15 protein-coding genes and 1 pseudogene are annotated in these 16864 nt (G+C 40.2%); 9 read left to right on the top strand and 7 right to left on the bottom strand.

All coding sequences use genetic code 11. The features are described from left to right. Positions 1-117: 117 nt before the first annotated feature. On the bottom strand, positions 118-345 hold the full coding sequence (locus ACTG7X_RS04820; protein WP_439257401.1) for a hypothetical protein: 228 nt from the start codon (positions 343-345) through the stop codon (positions 118-120). Positions 346-639: 294 nt separating this feature from the next. On the opposite strand from ACTG7X_RS04820, the gene ACTG7X_RS04815 reads away from it, so the two are divergent. After that, positions 640-888: a hypothetical protein gene (locus tag ACTG7X_RS04815; protein ID WP_439257399.1), complete on the top strand. Its 249-nt coding sequence runs from the start codon at positions 640-642 to the stop codon at positions 886-888. Positions 889-906: 18 nt separating this feature from the next. Here ACTG7X_RS04815 and ACTG7X_RS04810 read toward each other — a convergent pair whose 3' ends face one another. The 4 genes and pseudogenes from ACTG7X_RS04810 to ACTG7X_RS04795 form a co-directional block, all read right to left on the bottom strand. Next, positions 907-1827 (bottom strand): FRG domain-containing protein, encoded by a 921-nt coding sequence (locus ACTG7X_RS04810; protein WP_439257397.1) that lies wholly within the window; start codon positions 1825-1827, stop codon positions 907-909. Beyond that, the gene (locus ACTG7X_RS04805) at positions 1824-3137 is read right to left on the bottom strand and encodes a restriction endonuclease subunit S (RefSeq protein WP_439257396.1); all 1314 of its coding nucleotides are present in this window, start codon (positions 3135-3137) and stop codon (positions 1824-1826) included. Before ACTG7X_RS04805 ends, ACTG7X_RS04810 begins: the two co-directional genes overlap by 4 nt. After that, positions 3130-4794, bottom strand: a pseudogene (locus tag ACTG7X_RS04800) (type I restriction-modification system subunit M); the annotation flags it as partial. The pseudogene ACTG7X_RS04800 and the gene ACTG7X_RS04805, both read right to left, overlap by 8 nt. 368 nt (positions 4795-5162) lie before the next feature. Continuing rightward, positions 5163-5537 (bottom strand): endonuclease domain-containing protein, encoded by a 375-nt coding sequence (locus ACTG7X_RS04795; RefSeq protein ID WP_439257394.1) that lies wholly within the window; start codon positions 5535-5537, stop codon positions 5163-5165. Between the two features lie 336 nt (positions 5538-5873). On the opposite strand from ACTG7X_RS04795, the gene gyrB reads away from it, so the two are divergent. The 3 genes from gyrB to ACTG7X_RS04780 all read left to right on the top strand — a co-directional run bounded on the left by gyrB (position 5874) and on the right by ACTG7X_RS04780 (position 9721). Continuing rightward, complete coding sequence (gyrB, locus tag ACTG7X_RS04790) at positions 5874-8324, top strand: DNA topoisomerase (ATP-hydrolyzing) subunit B (RefSeq protein WP_439257392.1); 2451 nt, start codon at positions 5874-5876, stop codon at positions 8322-8324. A gap of 141 nt (positions 8325-8465) precedes the next feature. Beyond that, complete coding sequence (gene mioC / locus ACTG7X_RS04785; protein ID WP_439257391.1) at positions 8466-8903, top strand: FMN-binding protein MioC; 438 nt, start codon at positions 8466-8468, stop codon at positions 8901-8903. 176 nt (positions 8904-9079) lie between these two features. Continuing rightward, positions 9080-9721, top strand: coding sequence for a YagU family protein (locus ACTG7X_RS04780; protein WP_439240190.1), 642 nt, complete (start codon positions 9080-9082; stop codon positions 9719-9721). 50 nt (positions 9722-9771) lie between these two features. On the opposite strand, the gene ACTG7X_RS04775 is transcribed toward ACTG7X_RS04780, so the two are convergent. Together ACTG7X_RS04775 and ACTG7X_RS04770 are read right to left on the bottom strand one after the other, a co-directional pair. Next, entirely contained in the window at positions 9772-10227 is a 456-nt protein-coding gene (locus ACTG7X_RS04775; protein WP_439257389.1) for an NUDIX hydrolase, read from the bottom strand. A gap of 4 nt (positions 10228-10231) precedes the next feature. After that, on the bottom strand, positions 10232-10909 hold the full coding sequence (locus ACTG7X_RS04770; protein WP_439257388.1) for a pseudouridine synthase: 678 nt from the start codon (positions 10907-10909) through the stop codon (positions 10232-10234). Between the two features lie 120 nt (positions 10910-11029). On the opposite strand from ACTG7X_RS04770, the gene icd reads away from it, so the two are divergent. The 5 genes from icd to ACTG7X_RS04745 all read left to right on the top strand — a co-directional run bounded on the left by icd (position 11030) and on the right by ACTG7X_RS04745 (position 16858). Continuing rightward, the gene (gene icd / locus ACTG7X_RS04765) at positions 11030-12277 is read left to right on the top strand and encodes an NADP-dependent isocitrate dehydrogenase (RefSeq protein WP_439240184.1); all 1248 of its coding nucleotides are present in this window, start codon (positions 11030-11032) and stop codon (positions 12275-12277) included. A 323-nt stretch (positions 12278-12600) separates the two neighbouring features. Further along, the gene (locus ACTG7X_RS04760; protein ID WP_439257387.1) at positions 12601-13578 is read left to right on the top strand and encodes a ribonucleotide-diphosphate reductase subunit beta; all 978 of its coding nucleotides are present in this window, start codon (positions 12601-12603) and stop codon (positions 13576-13578) included. Continuing rightward, a complete protein-coding gene (locus ACTG7X_RS04755) occupies positions 13565-15232 on the top strand; it encodes a ribonucleoside-diphosphate reductase subunit alpha (protein ID WP_439257385.1) in 1668 nt (555 codons plus the stop codon). The genes ACTG7X_RS04760 and ACTG7X_RS04755 overlap by 14 nt, the downstream gene beginning before the upstream one ends. 427 nt (positions 15233-15659) lie before the next feature. Beyond that, positions 15660-16082, top strand: a complete 423-nt coding sequence (locus ACTG7X_RS04750) for a hypothetical protein (protein WP_439257383.1) — start codon at positions 15660-15662, stop codon at positions 16080-16082. Between the two features lie 218 nt (positions 16083-16300). Next, the gene (locus tag ACTG7X_RS04745; protein ID WP_439257381.1) at positions 16301-16858 is read left to right on the top strand and encodes a hypothetical protein; all 558 of its coding nucleotides are present in this window, start codon (positions 16301-16303) and stop codon (positions 16856-16858) included. Positions 16859-16864: the final 6 nt, after the last annotated feature.

Here is a 16864-nt window from a genome sequence, read left to right as displayed (position 1 = left end):
CACAAATTTTACAATTACCCTCTGTGCAACCCCCTCTCCCTTTGGGAGAGGGCTGGGGTGAGGGTTTTATTACATCGTTATTTGCTTAACCCTGTACGTGAGTGCAGGGTGGTTCTTCTACTTCCGCATATCCCTTTCACTCGCTCCTGCCCAATAATGCTTTGCAATTTTGGTGCTTTCCCAAGGGGGACCGACTTCGTGCATTGAGTGTAATGGCTCACGATCACTTTCAATATGCTGTTTACTAATACGGCGAAAAGAACGGTTAAAACGCTGTTTAAATGCCCGATCCGTATCACCGCCACCATAGCCGAAAAATTTATGTTTACGATAACTGTGGCTCATTGTTATTTTCCTTTTAATTCCCCCCGCACTTTCGTACGGGGCTACGCCTAGTCTCGCTACGCCGTAGCTCCAGTAAGATGCGGAGCATCGTTATTTGCTTAACCCTGTACGCCAGTGCAGGGTGGTTTTTCCCTATTTTTTTCCAAAAAATGTGATCTCCATTCCAAAATCACATTTTGCTCCTTTGCAGCACTTCAAACTGCGGTGATAATTCAGTTAATTTTTATCATCTTGCTCATCACATTAAGGCGTACTACAATGTATCTCACTTCAACAGCACTCAAGGGCGATAATATGCTTATTGAATTACCAAAACGCTACGAGCAACATCTCACGCAATTAGCGGCTCAATCGGGGCAAACCAACAGTGAATATTTGGTTGCTTTGCTTGATCACGCTTTAAAAATGCGGTCTTATGTTGATGTTCTCACCCCCAAAAAAACACAACCCCAAGACAGTTTAATGGCAGTACAAGGCTTATTAAAACATCGCCACATTGACGGTTTGGCTTATCAAAATCAACTAAGAGATGAGTGGGAATAATGTATCACGCTGATTTAATTAATAATCTCCACTTTTAAGCATTTTTTGTAGATCTGAATTACATTTCTGTATTGCACCTTGTAAATCAGGGAAAATAGTTTCTTCTGTAAAACCTAAATGCTCCAAATATTCTAATATTTTGTTTCTTAATCTGCTGTGTATATAAAATTTTGTAATAACTCTATTTCCATAAGATACTCTTTCATCATTTAAACCTTCTATTATTGATAATGTTTCATTAATTTTATCTTCTATCCCCCAATAGGTAAGCAATCCTTTTTGAGCAGTTAGTCTTTTGTAATTATCAGCTTTAGGTATAACCAAATAAGAACCACCTAATTTATCACTTTTAAAGAAATCAGAAGCTAACTGATATATTGATCGATATTCTGATTTTCCATATATATCATCATTTGAGCGTTGATAGTCTTCTTTATAAAAAGCAAAAAATAACGCTATGTAAATTGATTTAGTCCAATCAATTAATGGTGTTGATAACCCTAGATGTTGACCAATAGCCCATAATTCATTATTCACATCTAAATTATTTTGTAGTAATAATACAGATTGTTCTTTAAGTTTTCCTTTGATTAATTCTTTGAAGTTTTCTAATTGCTTTTCAGAAATTTTTCTATAAGTATCTTGTGTAATTTCATTGATATCTATGTTCTTGTTTATTTCCCTTTCTAATGTACTTTCCAAATCCCAATTAGAATTAGACTGTCCACGAAAATATAAATCTCTCTTCCTTTCAATTCGAATTATCTGTTTAAATAATTCTTCTAGCTGGCTATATTTCTCAATCCTTAGTGATTTTATTCTTTTTACTCGACCATCTGAATATTCTTCAACTATACCGTTACCATTCAGTAAGTTTTCTTTTGAATATAAAGGTATCTCTCCTATGTTTTTAACAATAATTTTATCCGATCCACTCATAACTCAATCTCCCCACTCAACAATTTCGGCAGCAAATAATCTCTCATTTCAATCAACTGATCATTCTCTTTTAAATTATTCTTCCTTTTTTCAAATAAATCAGAAACATACTTTTGATGAAGTTCTAATAATTCAAAATTAGGCACTAATAATGAAATTTGTTTTAAGTGCATAGGTCCAAAATTTCGTTGAGCAGAACCTGACGCTCTCATTTCCAATTCTTGCTGTAATTGAGTACTTACAAAGCCTGCAATAAATGCTAATGTACTTTTATTTTCGATTGGTCTAAATCTTAAAACAGACGTATTTAAACATAATGGTAAATGTTCATTCCTTACAAATGCAAAGCGTCCCAGCGTGCCTGATGATGAAATTACAATATCATTTTCTTTTAACTGAAAATGGTTATATTTTCCAAATGCTTCTTCCTTGGTAATTTTATTTGCAGTTTCTAATGACAAATCGCCGTCTTTAATACAACGGATATTGATAAATTTTATACCGTCATCATTCTCTGTATATTGCCAATTACGAATACCTGGTCCTTCAAGAAAATCAATAAGTTCGGGTAACGGCTTCATCTCCCACCTCAACGGCACCCCATCTTCCCCAAAACCACTCGGAAAAACTCTCGCCATTTCCACCGCACTTTCGCCCCCAATCACTTCGGCGGCGGCTAAATTGGCTTCTTGTTCGCTTTTCCCGTCTGCCAAGGCTTCGGCTTTGGCTCGCACAGGGTCAAAATCAATAAACCAGCTTTTAAAAATCGTTTGGGCGATTTGTTCTAGGGTTTGGTTGGTTTGGGTGTTTAGGGTGATTTTATTTTCAAAATTATTTATTACTTTAGCGATTTCTTTTTGCGTATTAATTGGTGGTAATTTTATTTCTATATTATACAAGTCACTAAATTTTATGGCTGGCATAGTCGTAGATGATTGAGCAGACATTAAATAATCATAAATTTGTTTTTGAGATAGAAAAAAGTATAAAAACTCTTTATCAAGGATATTTTCATCTAATATATGAACGTGAAATAAATTATTAGCTATGTAACCTTGAATACCACGGACAACTTTACCTGCGGTTGCAGATCCATACCTAATCATCACGACATCATTTTTTTTAACAATATATCTATCTTTGATTTTATTTATAAATCTAGGTTCTTCATTTGGATTGGTATAATCTACAATGCGAATGAAACGAACCATATTTTTATTTTGGATTACATATTGTTCATCTATTGGTACTTGGATACCTTGCGAACAAGTTACCAAATCTTTTAATTTATAGGTTTTCCAATCACTCATACCCCAACTCCCCCAAATTCGCTCTAATCTTCTCTTCCAACTCCGCCCCCAATTTAAACTGTTCATTCAAAACTGCGGTTAATTTTTGCATTTTTTCCGCAAAAGGCACGCCGTCATCCTCAAGTTCTTCTGCACCCACATAACGCCCTGCAGTCAGTACAAAATCATTGGTGGCGATTTCATCTAAACTGGCGGCATAGCAATAGGCAGGCACGTTTTCATAATCCTTGCCTTGTTGCCAGCTGTGGTAGGTTTGGGCAATTTTCGCAATGTCGTCCGCAGTGAAATCCCGTTGTTTACGGCTTTTCATAAAACCGATTTTGCGAGCGTCAATAAACAACACTTCGCCTTGGCGAGCCTTGGCTTTGTTTAAAAACCAAATACAAGCAGGAATTTGCACGTTGGCGAACAGTTGGCTTGGCAAGGCGACCATACATTCCACCAGATCGGCTTGAATAATATTTTTGCGAATTTCCCCTTCATTGTTGGTTTGCGAACTCATTGAGCCGTTTGCTAGCACCATTGCCATTCGTCCTTTAGGGCTTAGGTGATAAATCATATGTTGCAGCCAGGCAAAATTGGCATTGCCTTGTGGCGGAATCCCGAACGCCCAGCGTGGGTCGTCAATCAGCTTTTCTTGCCACCAATCGGACACATTAAAGGGCGGATTTGCCATAATAAAATCCATTCGCTGGTCTAAATGGCGTGGGTTGGTGAGCGTGTTTGCCAGTTCAAAATTGGCTTCAATGCCCCGAATCGCCATATTCATAATGGCTAGGCGATAGGTGGTGAGATTGGCTTCTTGCCCGAAAATGGACACCGCATTGCGTTTGCCCTGATGTTCTTGAATAAAGCGGTCGGTCTGCACAAAAAAGCCGCCCGACCCCATCGCTGGGTCGTACACTCGCCCCTGATAGGGTTCGAGCATTTCCACAATCAGCGACACAATGGATTTCGGCGTAAAAAACTCGCCGCCCCGTTGCCCTTCCGCCATCGCAAATTTGCCTAAGAAATATTCATAAACGTGACCCAAAATATCTTTGGCACTGAGCGAAATCGGCTGACCGTTATACATCGGTTTGGAAAAATCCGTGCTGGAAAACAGGTTAATCAGCTCCGCCATTGTGTGATCGTCCACCCGAAATTCGCTGATATGTTGCAGATTATTTTTCAATACAGGGTTTTCACGCTCAATGGCATCAAGGGCGTTATCAATCAAGGCAGATGCACCATTAAATTTTCCACCCCAAGGTAATTCATCACCACGGTTATAGGTGATGACCGTTTTGAGATTGTCCCAACGAGATTCAACAGGCAGCCAAAAGACGTTATTTTCGGTGAAATAGTCCCGATTTTCGGCTTCTTCGGCAATTTGCTCAGGGGTGAAATAGGCAGGATCGAGATAATATTCGCTGTCGGGATTGGTAAAGTTTTGTTGATTTTTTTCTTGCTGAACGCTGAAACTGTCGGAAACGTATTTGAGAAAGATTAAGCCAAGAATGACATATTTATAACTGCTCGGGCTTAATTGCTGACGGAGCTTATCCGCACTCGCCCAAAGGTTTTTGTCTAGCTCATTGAGAAAGGCGTTGTGCTCGGCTTGTGTTTGGTGGTCACCAGATGTGGTGCTGTGGTGCTGTGGTGCTGTGGTGCTGTGGTGCTGTGGTGCTGTGGTGCATTATACTATCTCCAGTTTAATTTGTCAATGTTAACAATGAGTTATGAAATGGTTTGGATGGGGTTATTTTCGCATAAAAATGGGGGGAATTAAAGGGGATTTTTACCCTCACCCTAGCCCTCTCCCAAAGGGAGAGGGGACGATCGTTATATTAATCAAAAAAATCTAACTTTCCCAAGATCAATTCCCTATCCCTTTGGGAGAGGGTAGGAGTGAGGGTAAAATCCCCTCTCCCTTTGGGAGAGGGTTAGGGTGAGGGGAAAATCCCCTCTCCCTTTGGGAGAGGGCTAGGGTGAGGGTAAAATCCCCTCTCACTTTGGGAGAAGACTGGGGTGAGGGTAACCACATTAAATCTCAGGCACATATTCCCCATTGATACACAAATAAATTGTTTCCAATACATTATCTATTTGACGATTAATTTCGTTATTATCAAATCGTAAGACTATAAATCCCAATTCATTTAAATACAGCGTTCTTTCTTTGTCATATTGCATTTGTTTATCTTCGTAATGTTGTGAGCCATCTAATTCAATAATCAGATTTTTCTCATAACAAATAAAATCAACAATATAAGGTTCAATCACACGTTGTCGATAGAATTTCAATCCACAAAATAATCTATTGCGTAAATGTTGCCAGAGTTTATGCTCTTCCTCGGTATCACGCTTTCTTAATTCACGAGAAAACTCTAATAAAATCTTGTTGGTAAATGTATTCATTTTATTCCCCTTTTTAGCGATGGGGATTTATTTTACCGACAGGGTGTAATGTATTGAAACGTTTCTTTGCGATTTTGGAATGGAGATCACAAAAATAGGGTTTACCCTCACCCCAGCCCTCTCCCAGAGGAAGATGGGATTTTACCCTCACCCTAGCCCTCTCCCAAAGGGAGAGGGGACGATCGCTATATTCATCAAAAAAATCTAACTTTCCCAATATTAACCCCCTCTCCCTTTGGGAGAGGGCAGGGGTGAGGGTAAAACCCAAATTTTCCGTTATTTTTCCCCTAATCTATGCTATAATTCCCCCAAATTTTCACCAAATTGAGAAACCCTATGACAGATAATATCCAACCAGAATCACAACAAGGCGAATACGGTGCCAGTAGCATTAAAGTATTAAAAGGCTTAGATGCCGTGCGGAAACGCCCCGGCATGTATATCGGCGATACCGATGACGGTACGGGCTTGCATCATATGGTGTTTGAAGTGGTGGATAATGCCATTGATGAAGCCTTAGCTGGGCATTGTAAAGATATTATTGTGACGATTCATGAAGATAATTCTGTTTCCGTGGTGGATGATGGACGTGGTATTCCTGTGGATATTCACCCTGAAGAAGGGGTGTCGGCAGCGGAAGTGATTATGACTGTGTTGCACGCTGGCGGTAAATTTGATGATAATTCTTATAAAGTATCAGGCGGTTTGCACGGCGTGGGCGTGTCGGTGGTGAATGCCCTTTCCGATAAATTATTGCTCACCATTCGCCGTCAAGGGCATGTGTATGAACAAACCTATCGTTTAGGTGAACCGCAAGCACCGCTCGCACAAATTGGCGACACCAGTAAAACAGGAACGACAGTGCGTTTTTGGCCGAGTTCAACCATTTTTAGCAAAACTGTCTTTGAATACGAAATTCTGAAAAAACGTTTACGTGAGTTATCATTCTTAAACTCTGGCGTGTCAATTAAATTATTTGATGAACGTGATGGCACGCAAGATCATTTCCATTATGAGGGCGGTATTCAAGCCTTTGTGGAATATTTAAATCAAAATAAAACCCCAATTCACCCAAAACCGTTTTATTTTTCCATGGAAAAAGACAATATCGGTGTGGAAGTGTCATTACAGTGGAATGATAGCTATAACGAAAATATTTATTGCTTTACTAACAACATTCCGCAACGAGACGGCGGTACCCATTTAGCCGGTTTCCGTGGTGCCTTGACCCGAACATTAAATAGCTATATGGAAAAATCGGGCTTAAATAAAAAAGGGAAGAGCGAAAAAGATAAAGTGGAAACGTCAGGCGATGATGCTCGTGAGGGGCTAGTGGCGATTGTCTCAGTGAAAGTGCCTGATCCGAAATTTTCTTCGCAAACCAAAGACAAACTGGTTTCTTCTGAAGTGAAAGGGGCGGTGGAATCCGCAATGAATGAGCGTTTGCAGGAATATTTAGAAGAAAATCCGAACGATGCGAAAATTATTGCCACTAAAATTGTGGATGCGGCTCGGGCCAGAGAGGCGGCTCGCAAAGCTCGAGAAATGACCCGACGTAAAGGCGTGTTGGATATTGCAGGTCTGCCGGGTAAATTAGCGGACTGTCAAGAACGCGATCCGGCATTTTCTGAACTTTACCTCGTGGAGGGAGACTCTGCGGGCGGTTCTGCGAAACAAGGGCGTAACCGTAAAAATCAAGCAATTTTACCGTTAAAAGGGAAAATCTTAAATGTGGAAAAAGCCCGTTTTGACAAAATGCTGTCTTCGCAAGAAGTGGGAACATTAATCACCGCACTTGGCTGTGGTATTGGGCGTGATGAATACAATCCTGACAAAATGCGTTACCACAAAGTGATTATTATGACCGATGCGGACGTGGACGGTTCGCATATTCGCACGCTTTTATTGACATTCTTCTATCGTCAAATGCCTGAAATTATTGAACGTGGTTATGTGTATATTGCACAGCCGCCATTGTACAAAGTGAAAAAAGGCAAGCAAGAACAATATATTAAAGATGAACCTGCGATGATCGAATATGAGTTGGCGATTGCGTTAGATGATGCGGCGTTATATATCAATCCGAATGCCCCAGCGATGACAGGATTACCATTAGAGAAATTAGTCACGGAATATAATAATGTCACCCAAATGATCGCACGTTTACACCGCCGTTACCCAGAGGCCTTGCTAAAAGAATTGGTGTATTATCCAATACTGACGAATGAGTTAATGAAAGATCAAACTGCGGTGGAAAATTGGGCAAATTTATTGGTGGAACGTTTGAAAGAAAAAGACACCAGTGGTAACCATTATTCGCACCAAGTGCTATTCAACCAAGAACGCCAGTTACATGAAATGTTATTAACCGTGCGTACTCATGGTATCGACACCAATTACAGCTTAGATTATGCTTTTGCGAATGGTAATGAATATGCTCGTATCGTCAAACTGGGTCAACAGTTAAGTGGTTTGTTGGATGAGGGGGCATATGTGACTCGTGGCGAACGTCGTTTAGAGGTGAGCAGTTTTGAGCAAGCCGTGGATTGGTTAGTCAAAGAATCTCGCCGTGGTTTGACGGTACAACGTTATAAAGGGTTAGGCGAAATGAACCCTGAGCAACTTTGGGAAACCACAATGGATCCTGAAGCACGCCACATGTTGAAAGTGACCATTAAAGATGCGGTGGAAGCGGATCAGTTGTTTACCACGTTGATGGGGGATGAAGTGGAACCACGTCGTGAGTTTATTGAGAGTAATGCGTTAAGGGCGAATTTGGATATTTAGCTTTTCACCCTCACCCTAGCCCTCTCCCAAAGGGAGAGGGAAATGAACGGTGAAAAAATAACAATTTTTATATACTCAAATCGTTCCCTCTCCCTTTGGGAGAAGGCTAGGGTGAGGGTAAATTTTTTAAAGGAGATTATTATGCCAAACCCAATCGCCATTATCACCGGCTCCACCCTCGGCGGTGCCGAATACGTCGCTGATCATCTCGCCGATTGCCTTGAACAACAAGGTTTCGACACCCAAATTGAAAACAACGCCACCTTTGCCGATGTAGAAAATCAAAAACGCTGGCTTATCGTAACGTCCACCCACGGTGCAGGCGAATTGCCCGAAAATATCCAACCTTTTATCGACGAAGTGAAACAACAAGATCTCACCGGCGTGCGTTTTGCAGTAGTCGGATTAGGCAATTCCGATTATGATACTTTCTGCTATGCCGTGGATACGGTGGAGCAGGTTTTGACGGCACAAGGTGCGGTGCAAATTTGTGAAAGTTTACGTATTGATGTGTCGCAAGTGGACGATCAAGATCAAGCGGCGGAAGATTGGTTGCCAACAATGTTAAACGCCTTGTAATCTACCCCTTTTGAGTGAATAAAATTTGACAGTTCTTCTGTTAATGGTAGAATACACCCCGCTTTAGATTTTGCAAAAAACTAAGGGAAGTCAAATGTTTATATTTTGTAATTATATTGTTAAATATTTGTTACGTATATAGATATGATTAATTTTTAATATTCTTGGAGCCTATTATGTCAGGTATTTTTCAACAAACTGAACCATCACGTCGTCGTTATGGTTTAGCAGTATTTGTCGGTATTATTGCAGGTATTATCTCTGCATTCGTAAAATGGGGGGCTGAACATCCATTCCCACCACGTAGTCCAATTGATTTATTTAGCGCAGCTTGTCCACAACCGGTATTAGATGCGTTAAATTCTGGTGCGATTGCCATGAACGGTGCATTAGATCAATGTTCACGTGCTTTCTTAAACCCACCACATGTTTTCTTACGTGATTACATTGGTATCGATCCAACTGAAGCCGCATTCACTTTCGCAGATCACGCATTCAACTGGATCGGCGTCACACACATGATTTTCTCATTAGTGTTTGCTATTGCTTACTGTGTGGTTGCAGAGCGTTTCCCTAAAGTGAAATTCTGGCAAGGTATCGGTGCAGGTATTATCGCAGACATCGGTGCACACTATATCGTTTTCCCAGCGTTAGGTTTAACACCACCTGTGGCAGATTGGCCATTATATGAACACATCTCTGAATTAGTGGGTCATATCTTCTGGTTCTGGACCATTGAGGTCATTCGTCGTGATTTACGTAACCGTATCACGCACGAACCCGATGCAGAAATCCCATTAAGCCAAGGTCATCGTTAATTATAACGATCGCATTCAACATAAACCCGAACAAATGTTCGGGTTTTTTGTTATTCAAATACCGTTAACACCGAGAGCGGATAACGTTTTCCGGCCAAATAATCTTGCAAGGCTTGAATAACCAAGGGGTTACGTTCGCATTGCCCCTCTTGTTGAATGTAGTCATGAAATTCCGCTAATGTGAGCCATAACCCTCGGGTAATGTCACTGTCGTGAGGCGTAATGGGAACGCATTCATTCAGTTCCACCACAAACACAAAACGCAAATAATCCGTTTGACTACGGGGTGCATGCCATTGATAGATTTTCAGTAACGACTGCATTTCCGCCTGAATGCCCGTTTCTTCATAGAGTTCACGGCTTGCGCCTTGTAAAAGGGTTTCTTCTTTTTCTAAATGGCCTGCGGGTTGGTTGAGGGTACGTTTACCGTATTCGATTTCTTCCACAAATAAAAATTTGCCGTTGCAATGGACAACGCAAGCCATGGTGATATTGGGTTTGTGCATAATCTTATTCCGTCGTTAATTTTAACATCGCAAAAAGTTGTTGTTTTTCGCTTTCATTTAATAATCGATATTCGCCATTCGCCAAATGGCTGAGGGTTAATCCTGCCGTGGCATAACGCACCAAACGTAGGGTTGGAAAGCCAATATGCGCAGTCATACGGCGTACTTGGCGGTTTTTTCCCTCGCTAATTTTGATTTCAAGCCAACGGGTGGGAATGGCCTGACGTTGCCGAATCGGTGGCTGTCTTGGCCATAAAAACGGCTCAGAAATACACCGCACTTTGGCGGGCTTTGTCATGCCGTCTTTTAACTCAACGCCGTGCCGTAATGGTTCAAGATCTTGTTCCGTGGGGACGCCCTCGACTTGCACCCAGTAGGTCTTTTCGGTTTTGAACTTGGGATCCGCCAAGCGGTGTTGTAGTTCGCCATGATTGGTTAACAGCAACAACCCCTCGCTATCCCGATCTAACCGCCCTGCAGCGTAAATCTGCGGAATGGGAATAAAATCTTTCAAGGTGGCTCGACCATCTTCACCACTAAATTGGCACAGCACATCGTAAGGTTTGTTAAATAACACCACGACCGTGTCGGCAAGTGAGCGTTGTTTTTGGGGCCGTTGATTTTTTTTATTCGCAAAAGCTGTTTTTTTATACTTATCTCTTGCAACTCGTTTTAAGTTCATATATGTTGTTCAAATAATAAAAATATTGGGGGCGAAAGGTTTCTTTTTTATTTTTGTTGTCCATTAAAAAGACCTGCTTCTTATACTACCAGTAAACACCACAAAATATAAGGAGAAAGTATGACATCGAAAGTGATTATTCCACAAGGTGAGAAAATTCAATTAAATGCGGACGGTTCATTGGCTGTGCCGAATCAACCCATTATCCCATTTATTGAGGGTGATGGCATTGGGGTAGACGTGACCCCTGCGATGCAAACGGTCATTAATGCCGCTGTGCAAAAAGCCTATGGCGGTGAACGTAAAATTGCGTGGTGTGAAATCTATGCAGGTGGTAAAGCTAATCAACTTTATGGCGAAAATACTTGGTTACCTGATGAAACTTTAGCGTTGATCAAAGAATACCATGTGGCGATTAAAGGCCCATTAATGACCCCCGTCGGTGGTGGCATTCGTTCCTTAAATGTGGCCATGCGACAAGGCTTAGATTTGTATAACTGTTTACGCCCTATCCGTTATTACGAGGGCACCCCAAGCCCTGTTAAGCACCCTGAATTAGTGGATATGGTGATTTTCCGTGAAAATTCAGAAGATATTTATGCCGGTGTGGAATGGAAAGCGGGTTCTGCCGAAGCCGATAAAGTCATTAAATTCTTGCAAGATGAAATGGGCGTGAAAAAAATTCGTTTCACCCAAGATTGTGGTATTGGTATCAAACCGGTATCAAAACAAGGCACACAGCGCTTGGTGCGCGCAGCGTTACAATATGTGATTGACAACGACCGCCGTTCCCTCACCTTGGTACATAAAGGCAATATCATGAAATTTACCGAGGGCGCCTTTAAAGAATGGGGTTATCAAGTGGCCAAAGAATTTGGCGCCACCCCGTTAGACGGCGGCGATTGGCATAAACTGACCAACCCGAAAACAGGGCGTGAAATCATTATTAAAGATTGCATTGCCGACGCTTTTTTACAAGAGGCTTTGTTGCACCCAGCCGATTATGATGTGATTGCCACCTTGAACTTAAACGGTGATTACATTTCTGACGCGCTCGCTGCACAAGTGGGCGGAATTGGTATTTCACCGGGGGCCAATATTGGCCAAGAGGCGGCTATTTTTGAGGCCACCCATGGCACCGCACCGAAAATCGCCGGTCAAAATAAAGGTAACCCCGGTTCCTTAATTCTGAGCGGTGAAATGATGTTGCGTCATTTAGGTTGGACGGAGGCGGCGGATTTGGTCGTCAATGCCGTGTCTAAAACCATTGCCAATAAAACCGTCACCTTTGATTTCGCTGATATGCTTGAGGGTGCCACTTTGCGTTCTTCTTCCGAGTTTGCGCAGGATATTGTGGGGAATATGTAAGTTAATAATTAACTCAAGATGCGGCGCATCGTCACATTCCTAGCCCTGTACGCCAGTGCAGGGCAATGCCTTTATTTTTAATAAAAATTCCCCTACATTTCACCGCACTTCGATCTAGTTCATAAACACAATATCTTGTGTTTCTTTATCCCTCAAACCCATAGATATACGCATTAAAAAATTTTAAAATTTTTTTCCTTTATAAATCAAAACCCTAATCAAAAGTGGTGAAAATTGCCGTTTGTCAAGTCTTGTTATGTATTTTTTTTTGTCTAAAATAGAGCCTAAATATTAATTTAACCCTCCTTAAAAGTGAACGCATTATGTCCAGAAATCTTTTTGAAAAACGCTTGAACATCAAGCCTTACGAATACCCTGAATTGCTTGAGTTCAAAGATGCCATTCGCCATTCCTACTGGCTGCATACCGAATTTAATTTTACCGGTGACATTCAAGATTACCGCACCACCATTAACGATCACGAACGCCAAGTTCTCACCCGAGCCATGTTGGCGATTTCCCAAGTGGAAGTGAACGTGAAGCGTTTCTGGGGCGAGCTGTATCGCTATTTCCCAAAACCAGAAATGGACGATGTGGGCGGGACCTTTGCCGAATCCGAAGTGCGCCATAAAGATGCTTATTCTTTCTTATTAGAGAAGTTAGGGCTAAACGAAATGTTCAGCCAAATTCAAGATATTGAACCGTTGATGAACCGTATTCGTTACATGGAAAGTTTCATGAAAGACAAAGATGCGGGCAAAGGCGAATTTGTGTTGTCATTGGTGTTGTTCTCATTGTTTGTGGAACACATATCCTTGTTCGGTCAATTCTTAATTATGATGTCTTTCAACAAGCATAAAAACCTGTTCAAAGGGATTTCTAATGCGGTAGAGGCCACCTCAAAAGAGGAAGAAATTCACGGTAAATTCGGTATTGCGTTATACGAAATTTTACGTGATGAACATGCAGATTTATTTACCGAAGCATTTTTTACCGATCTAAAAACCTTGTCAGACCAGGCATTTGAGGCAGAATGTGGTATTTTAGATTGGATTTTTGAGGGCGGTGATTTAAGTTTTATCACCAAAGAAACGGCGTTGAATTACATTAAAAGCCGTTACAACAACTCATTAACCATACTTGGATTGACGGCGCCACACAACATCAATCCAGCATTATTAAAAGAAACCCAGTGGTTCGATATTGAAATCCTTTCCACCAAAGAAAACGATTTCTTCTATAAACGTAGCACTGATTACAGCAAAAAAATGAAACAGATTACCGCCGATGACTTATTCTAATCCAAACCGTCCAGACTTCGCTTGGTTAAACGAAGACAGCCGTTTGTTCTTGCAACGTGGTTACTTGCTCGAGGGAACAAACGCCCTAGAACGCATTCGCTTTATTGCCGAACATGCTGAACATAAACTCGGCATTGAGGGCTATGCGGAGAAATTTTATCACTACATGGCTCGTGGCTATTTTTCCCTTTCTTCGCCAATTTGGTCAAACTTTGGCTTAGATCGTGGTTTGCCGATTTCCTGTTTTGGGAGCTATATTGGCGACTCCATTCATGAAATTATGGTGACCACTGCTGAAGTGGGCATGATGAGCAAAATCGGCGGCGGGACGTCGGCCTATTTCGGCGATATTCGTCCACGTGGTTCGGTGATTAAAAATAACGGCAAGTCTGATGGTTCATTCAACTTTACCAAGTTATTTGATACCGTGATTGATGTCATTTCACAAGGCACCTCACGTAAAGGACAATTTGCCGGTTATATTGATATTGAACATGGCGATATTGACGAATGGTTAGACATTCACACCGAGGGCAACCCGATTCAATTAATGTATTACGGCGTGTGTATCGGCCATGAATGGTTACAAAGCATGAAAGCGGGCGATCCTTATAAACGCCAGCTTTGGGCGAAATTATTACAACGTAAAACCGAAACCGGTATTCCGTATTTGTTCTTTAAAGACAACGCCAACGCAGGCCGTCCTGATGTGTATAAAGAAAAAAATATGGTGGTACACGCCTCTAATCTTTGTACGGAAATCATGTTACCAGCTTGTCATGATGAAAGTTTCGTCTGTTGCTTGTCGTCGATGAATTTACTCTATTTTGATGAGTGGAAAGACACTGACGCCCCTGAAGTCTTAACCTACTTCTTAGACGTGGTTATGAGCGAATTTATTGAGAAAAGCCAACATATTCCGTTCTTACACCGTGCCAATAAATTTGCACGTCGTCACCGTGCATTAGGTTTAGGCGTGTTAGGCTGGCACAGTTATTTACAAGCGAATAATATTGCGTTTGATAGCTTTGAGGCCATGCAGAAAAACAATGAAATTTTCCGCACGCTGAAAGAAAAAACCTTACAAGCCTCGCAAGAATTGGCGCAACGTTTCGGCGAACCAGAAATTTTAGAGGGCTACGGCCGTCGCAATACCACTTTAATGAGTATTGCCCCAACCAAATCCAGTAGCTTTATTTTAGGCAGTGTTTCACCGTCTGTTGAACCGTTTAAATCCAATTATTATGTAAAAGATTTAGCCAAAATCAAGACCGTCTACAAAAACCCATTCTTGGAAAAATTATTACAAGAAAAAGGCTTAGACAAAGACGAAATTTGGGACAGCATTTTATTGCATGACGGTTCTGTGCAACATTTATCCCAATTAAGCGATCAAGAGAAAGATATTTTCAAAACATTCTCGGAAATCAGCCAGTTAAGTGTGATTCAACAAGCGGCACAACGTCAGAAATATATCGATCAAGGCCAAAGTATTAACATCATGGTTCACCCTGCGACCCCCGCAAAAGATTTGAACCAATTATACTTAACCGCCGAAGAATTGGGCTTAAAATCCATTTATTATCAATACAGTATGAGTGCAGCGCAAGTGTTTAACCGCAACTTGCTCAGTTGCTCAAGCTGTGAGGGCTAGTTAGCTAGTTAGTCAATTAACCGATTGAAGTGCGGTGAAAAAATCAACCTTTTTTCACCGCACTTTTTTATTGATAAAACCTATTTCAGGGTCAAGATCAAAGTGCTCTCCAAACGACCACTTTATCCGCTCTTTAATTAGCGGATATGCCATTTTATGTTGATGATATTTTAACTAAAATGGAGGGGCGGATCTATGTATCCGCCCGTTAAAAACGGAGCGTGATTTTCGGGCGGATACATAGATCCGCTCCTACGTTGTTTTTTCCTGCCTTTATCCCATTTCATTTTCGCTATCGCCTAGCGGTAGCTGGTCATGTCTACTTGTCTTTCGGTTAAAAAATAGGCGAATAAACAATCAAGTATTGTGCAAAAAAAAAAACAATGTTAGTATGAAGTTCGTTTAATTTTCGCGGAGGTATTTCTTAATGAAAAAACTATTAAAGCATGTTGGCTTAATCCCTAAAGCCACTTTTAAATGGAGAGATCCAAATTTTAATTCGCTGAAATTTTGGCTTTCTTCTTTTTCTCTTGTTGTATTAATATATCTCCCAGTTATATTAGATACATTCTACCCAGATCTTCCATGTCTAGATGAATATTTATCATATCATCCTTATATAATTGGCTTTTTATTTTTATCCTTTATTGAAAGTTGTTTCAATTATATCTTCCAGAAAGTTGAAACCACTGCAGAAAAAGTATGCTCGAAGTTATTTCAGGGTATAGTACTTTCGGCTTTGGCATTATATTTACCAACGCTAACATCTTTTATTGCCAATCTGGCTGGTTTTTTACTCTCAAGTTTTCTATTCCGAATTTGGGGAAGTTGGGAAAAAAAGAGTATTTGAGCCGTGTTTAACCAATGTGTTGATATACCCATAAAATAAGGCTTTATAAACAAAGCCTTATTGGGTAAATAAAACACAAAATTTGTATATTTTCTGAATTTAAATTTGCTATTTTTTATTCAGAAAAAATTACTAAATTTTAATTAAAAATCTATTGTATTTATTTTTATCTACGATAACATCCAAATAAAAATAAATATAATAATAAAGGAGTTTATATGCTCAAAAATAAAATTAAATTAGGTTTGTTATTAAGTTTCTTATTTATTTCTCAAAATGCTTTTGCCTATGGTTGTCAATATATCTTTTATGGAAAAAAGGCTGTATATTGCACCCCAGATGGTTCAAGATTATATTCCTATGGTGAAGTCACCAAAGAAATGAAACAAATTAAAAGCACCTTTAGGGGAAAAACTTATACTTATAAAGATTTAATTAAACCTTTAAATCCTGATGAGTTAATAGGATATAAAGAATTTAAAAAAGATTTAAATGGTTTCTATTTAGAATTAGATAGAAAGTTAAACAATTTAACTGAAGAACAATTTATGCAAGTTTTGCAAATTCGTGGTGATTACTTAGAAAAAATATTAACTAATAGATATTATAATCAAGGAATAGTTAATATACTAATAGGAATTGATAAAAGAATTATTTCTCTTTTTGATAAATTTAATGTCAGCAAAGAAAATCAGAATTTATTTAAAAAAGGCTCTTCTGAAAAGCATAAAACTTTAGAGATTATGTCTGACTACATACAAGTTGAGACATTTTAAAACATA

It is taken from the genome of Lonepinella sp. BR2271 (genome assembly GCF_051851515.1).
GTDB lineage: Bacteria > Pseudomonadota > Gammaproteobacteria > Enterobacterales > Pasteurellaceae > Lonepinella.
This window is presented reverse-complemented; position numbering and strand designations above follow the sequence as displayed.

Excerpts from the sequence above, each read along its gene's own strand:
- mioC (WP_439257391.1), top strand. The coding sequence starts at position 8,466 with ATGCCAAACCCAATCGCCATTATCACCGGCTCCACCCTCGGCGGTGCC.
- ACTG7X_RS04775 (WP_439257389.1), bottom strand. The coding sequence starts at position 10,227 with ATGCACAAACCCAATATCACCATGGCTTGCGTTGTCCATTGCAACGGC.
- icd (WP_439240184.1), top strand. The coding sequence starts at position 11,030 with ATGACATCGAAAGTGATTATTCCACAAGGTGAGAAAATTCAATTAAAT.
- ACTG7X_RS04745 (WP_439257381.1), top strand. The coding sequence starts at position 16,301 with ATGCTCAAAAATAAAATTAAATTAGGTTTGTTATTAAGTTTCTTATTT.
- ACTG7X_RS04750 (WP_439257383.1), top strand. The coding sequence starts at position 15,660 with ATGAAAAAACTATTAAAGCATGTTGGCTTAATCCCTAAAGCCACTTTT.
- ACTG7X_RS04820 (WP_439257401.1), bottom strand. The coding sequence starts at position 345 with ATGAGCCACAGTTATCGTAAACATAAATTTTTCGGCTATGGTGGCGGT.
- ACTG7X_RS04770 (WP_439257388.1), bottom strand. The coding sequence starts at position 10,909 with ATGAACTTAAAACGAGTTGCAAGAGATAAGTATAAAAAAACAGCTTTT.
- ACTG7X_RS04805 (WP_439257396.1), bottom strand. The coding sequence starts at position 3,137 with ATGAGTGATTGGAAAACCTATAAATTAAAAGATTTGGTAACTTGTTCG.
- gyrB (WP_439257392.1), top strand. The coding sequence starts at position 5,874 with ATGACAGATAATATCCAACCAGAATCACAACAAGGCGAATACGGTGCC.
- ACTG7X_RS04815 (WP_439257399.1), top strand. The coding sequence starts at position 640 with ATGCTTATTGAATTACCAAAACGCTACGAGCAACATCTCACGCAATTA.
- ACTG7X_RS04795 (WP_439257394.1), bottom strand. The coding sequence starts at position 5,537 with ATGAATACATTTACCAACAAGATTTTATTAGAGTTTTCTCGTGAATTA.
- ACTG7X_RS04755 (WP_439257385.1), top strand. The coding sequence starts at position 13,565 with ATGACTTATTCTAATCCAAACCGTCCAGACTTCGCTTGGTTAAACGAA.
- ACTG7X_RS04760 (WP_439257387.1), top strand. The coding sequence starts at position 12,601 with ATGTCCAGAAATCTTTTTGAAAAACGCTTGAACATCAAGCCTTACGAA.
- ACTG7X_RS04780 (WP_439240190.1), top strand. The coding sequence starts at position 9,080 with ATGTCAGGTATTTTTCAACAAACTGAACCATCACGTCGTCGTTATGGT.
- ACTG7X_RS04810 (WP_439257397.1), bottom strand. The coding sequence starts at position 1,827 with ATGAGTGGATCGGATAAAATTATTGTTAAAAACATAGGAGAGATACCT.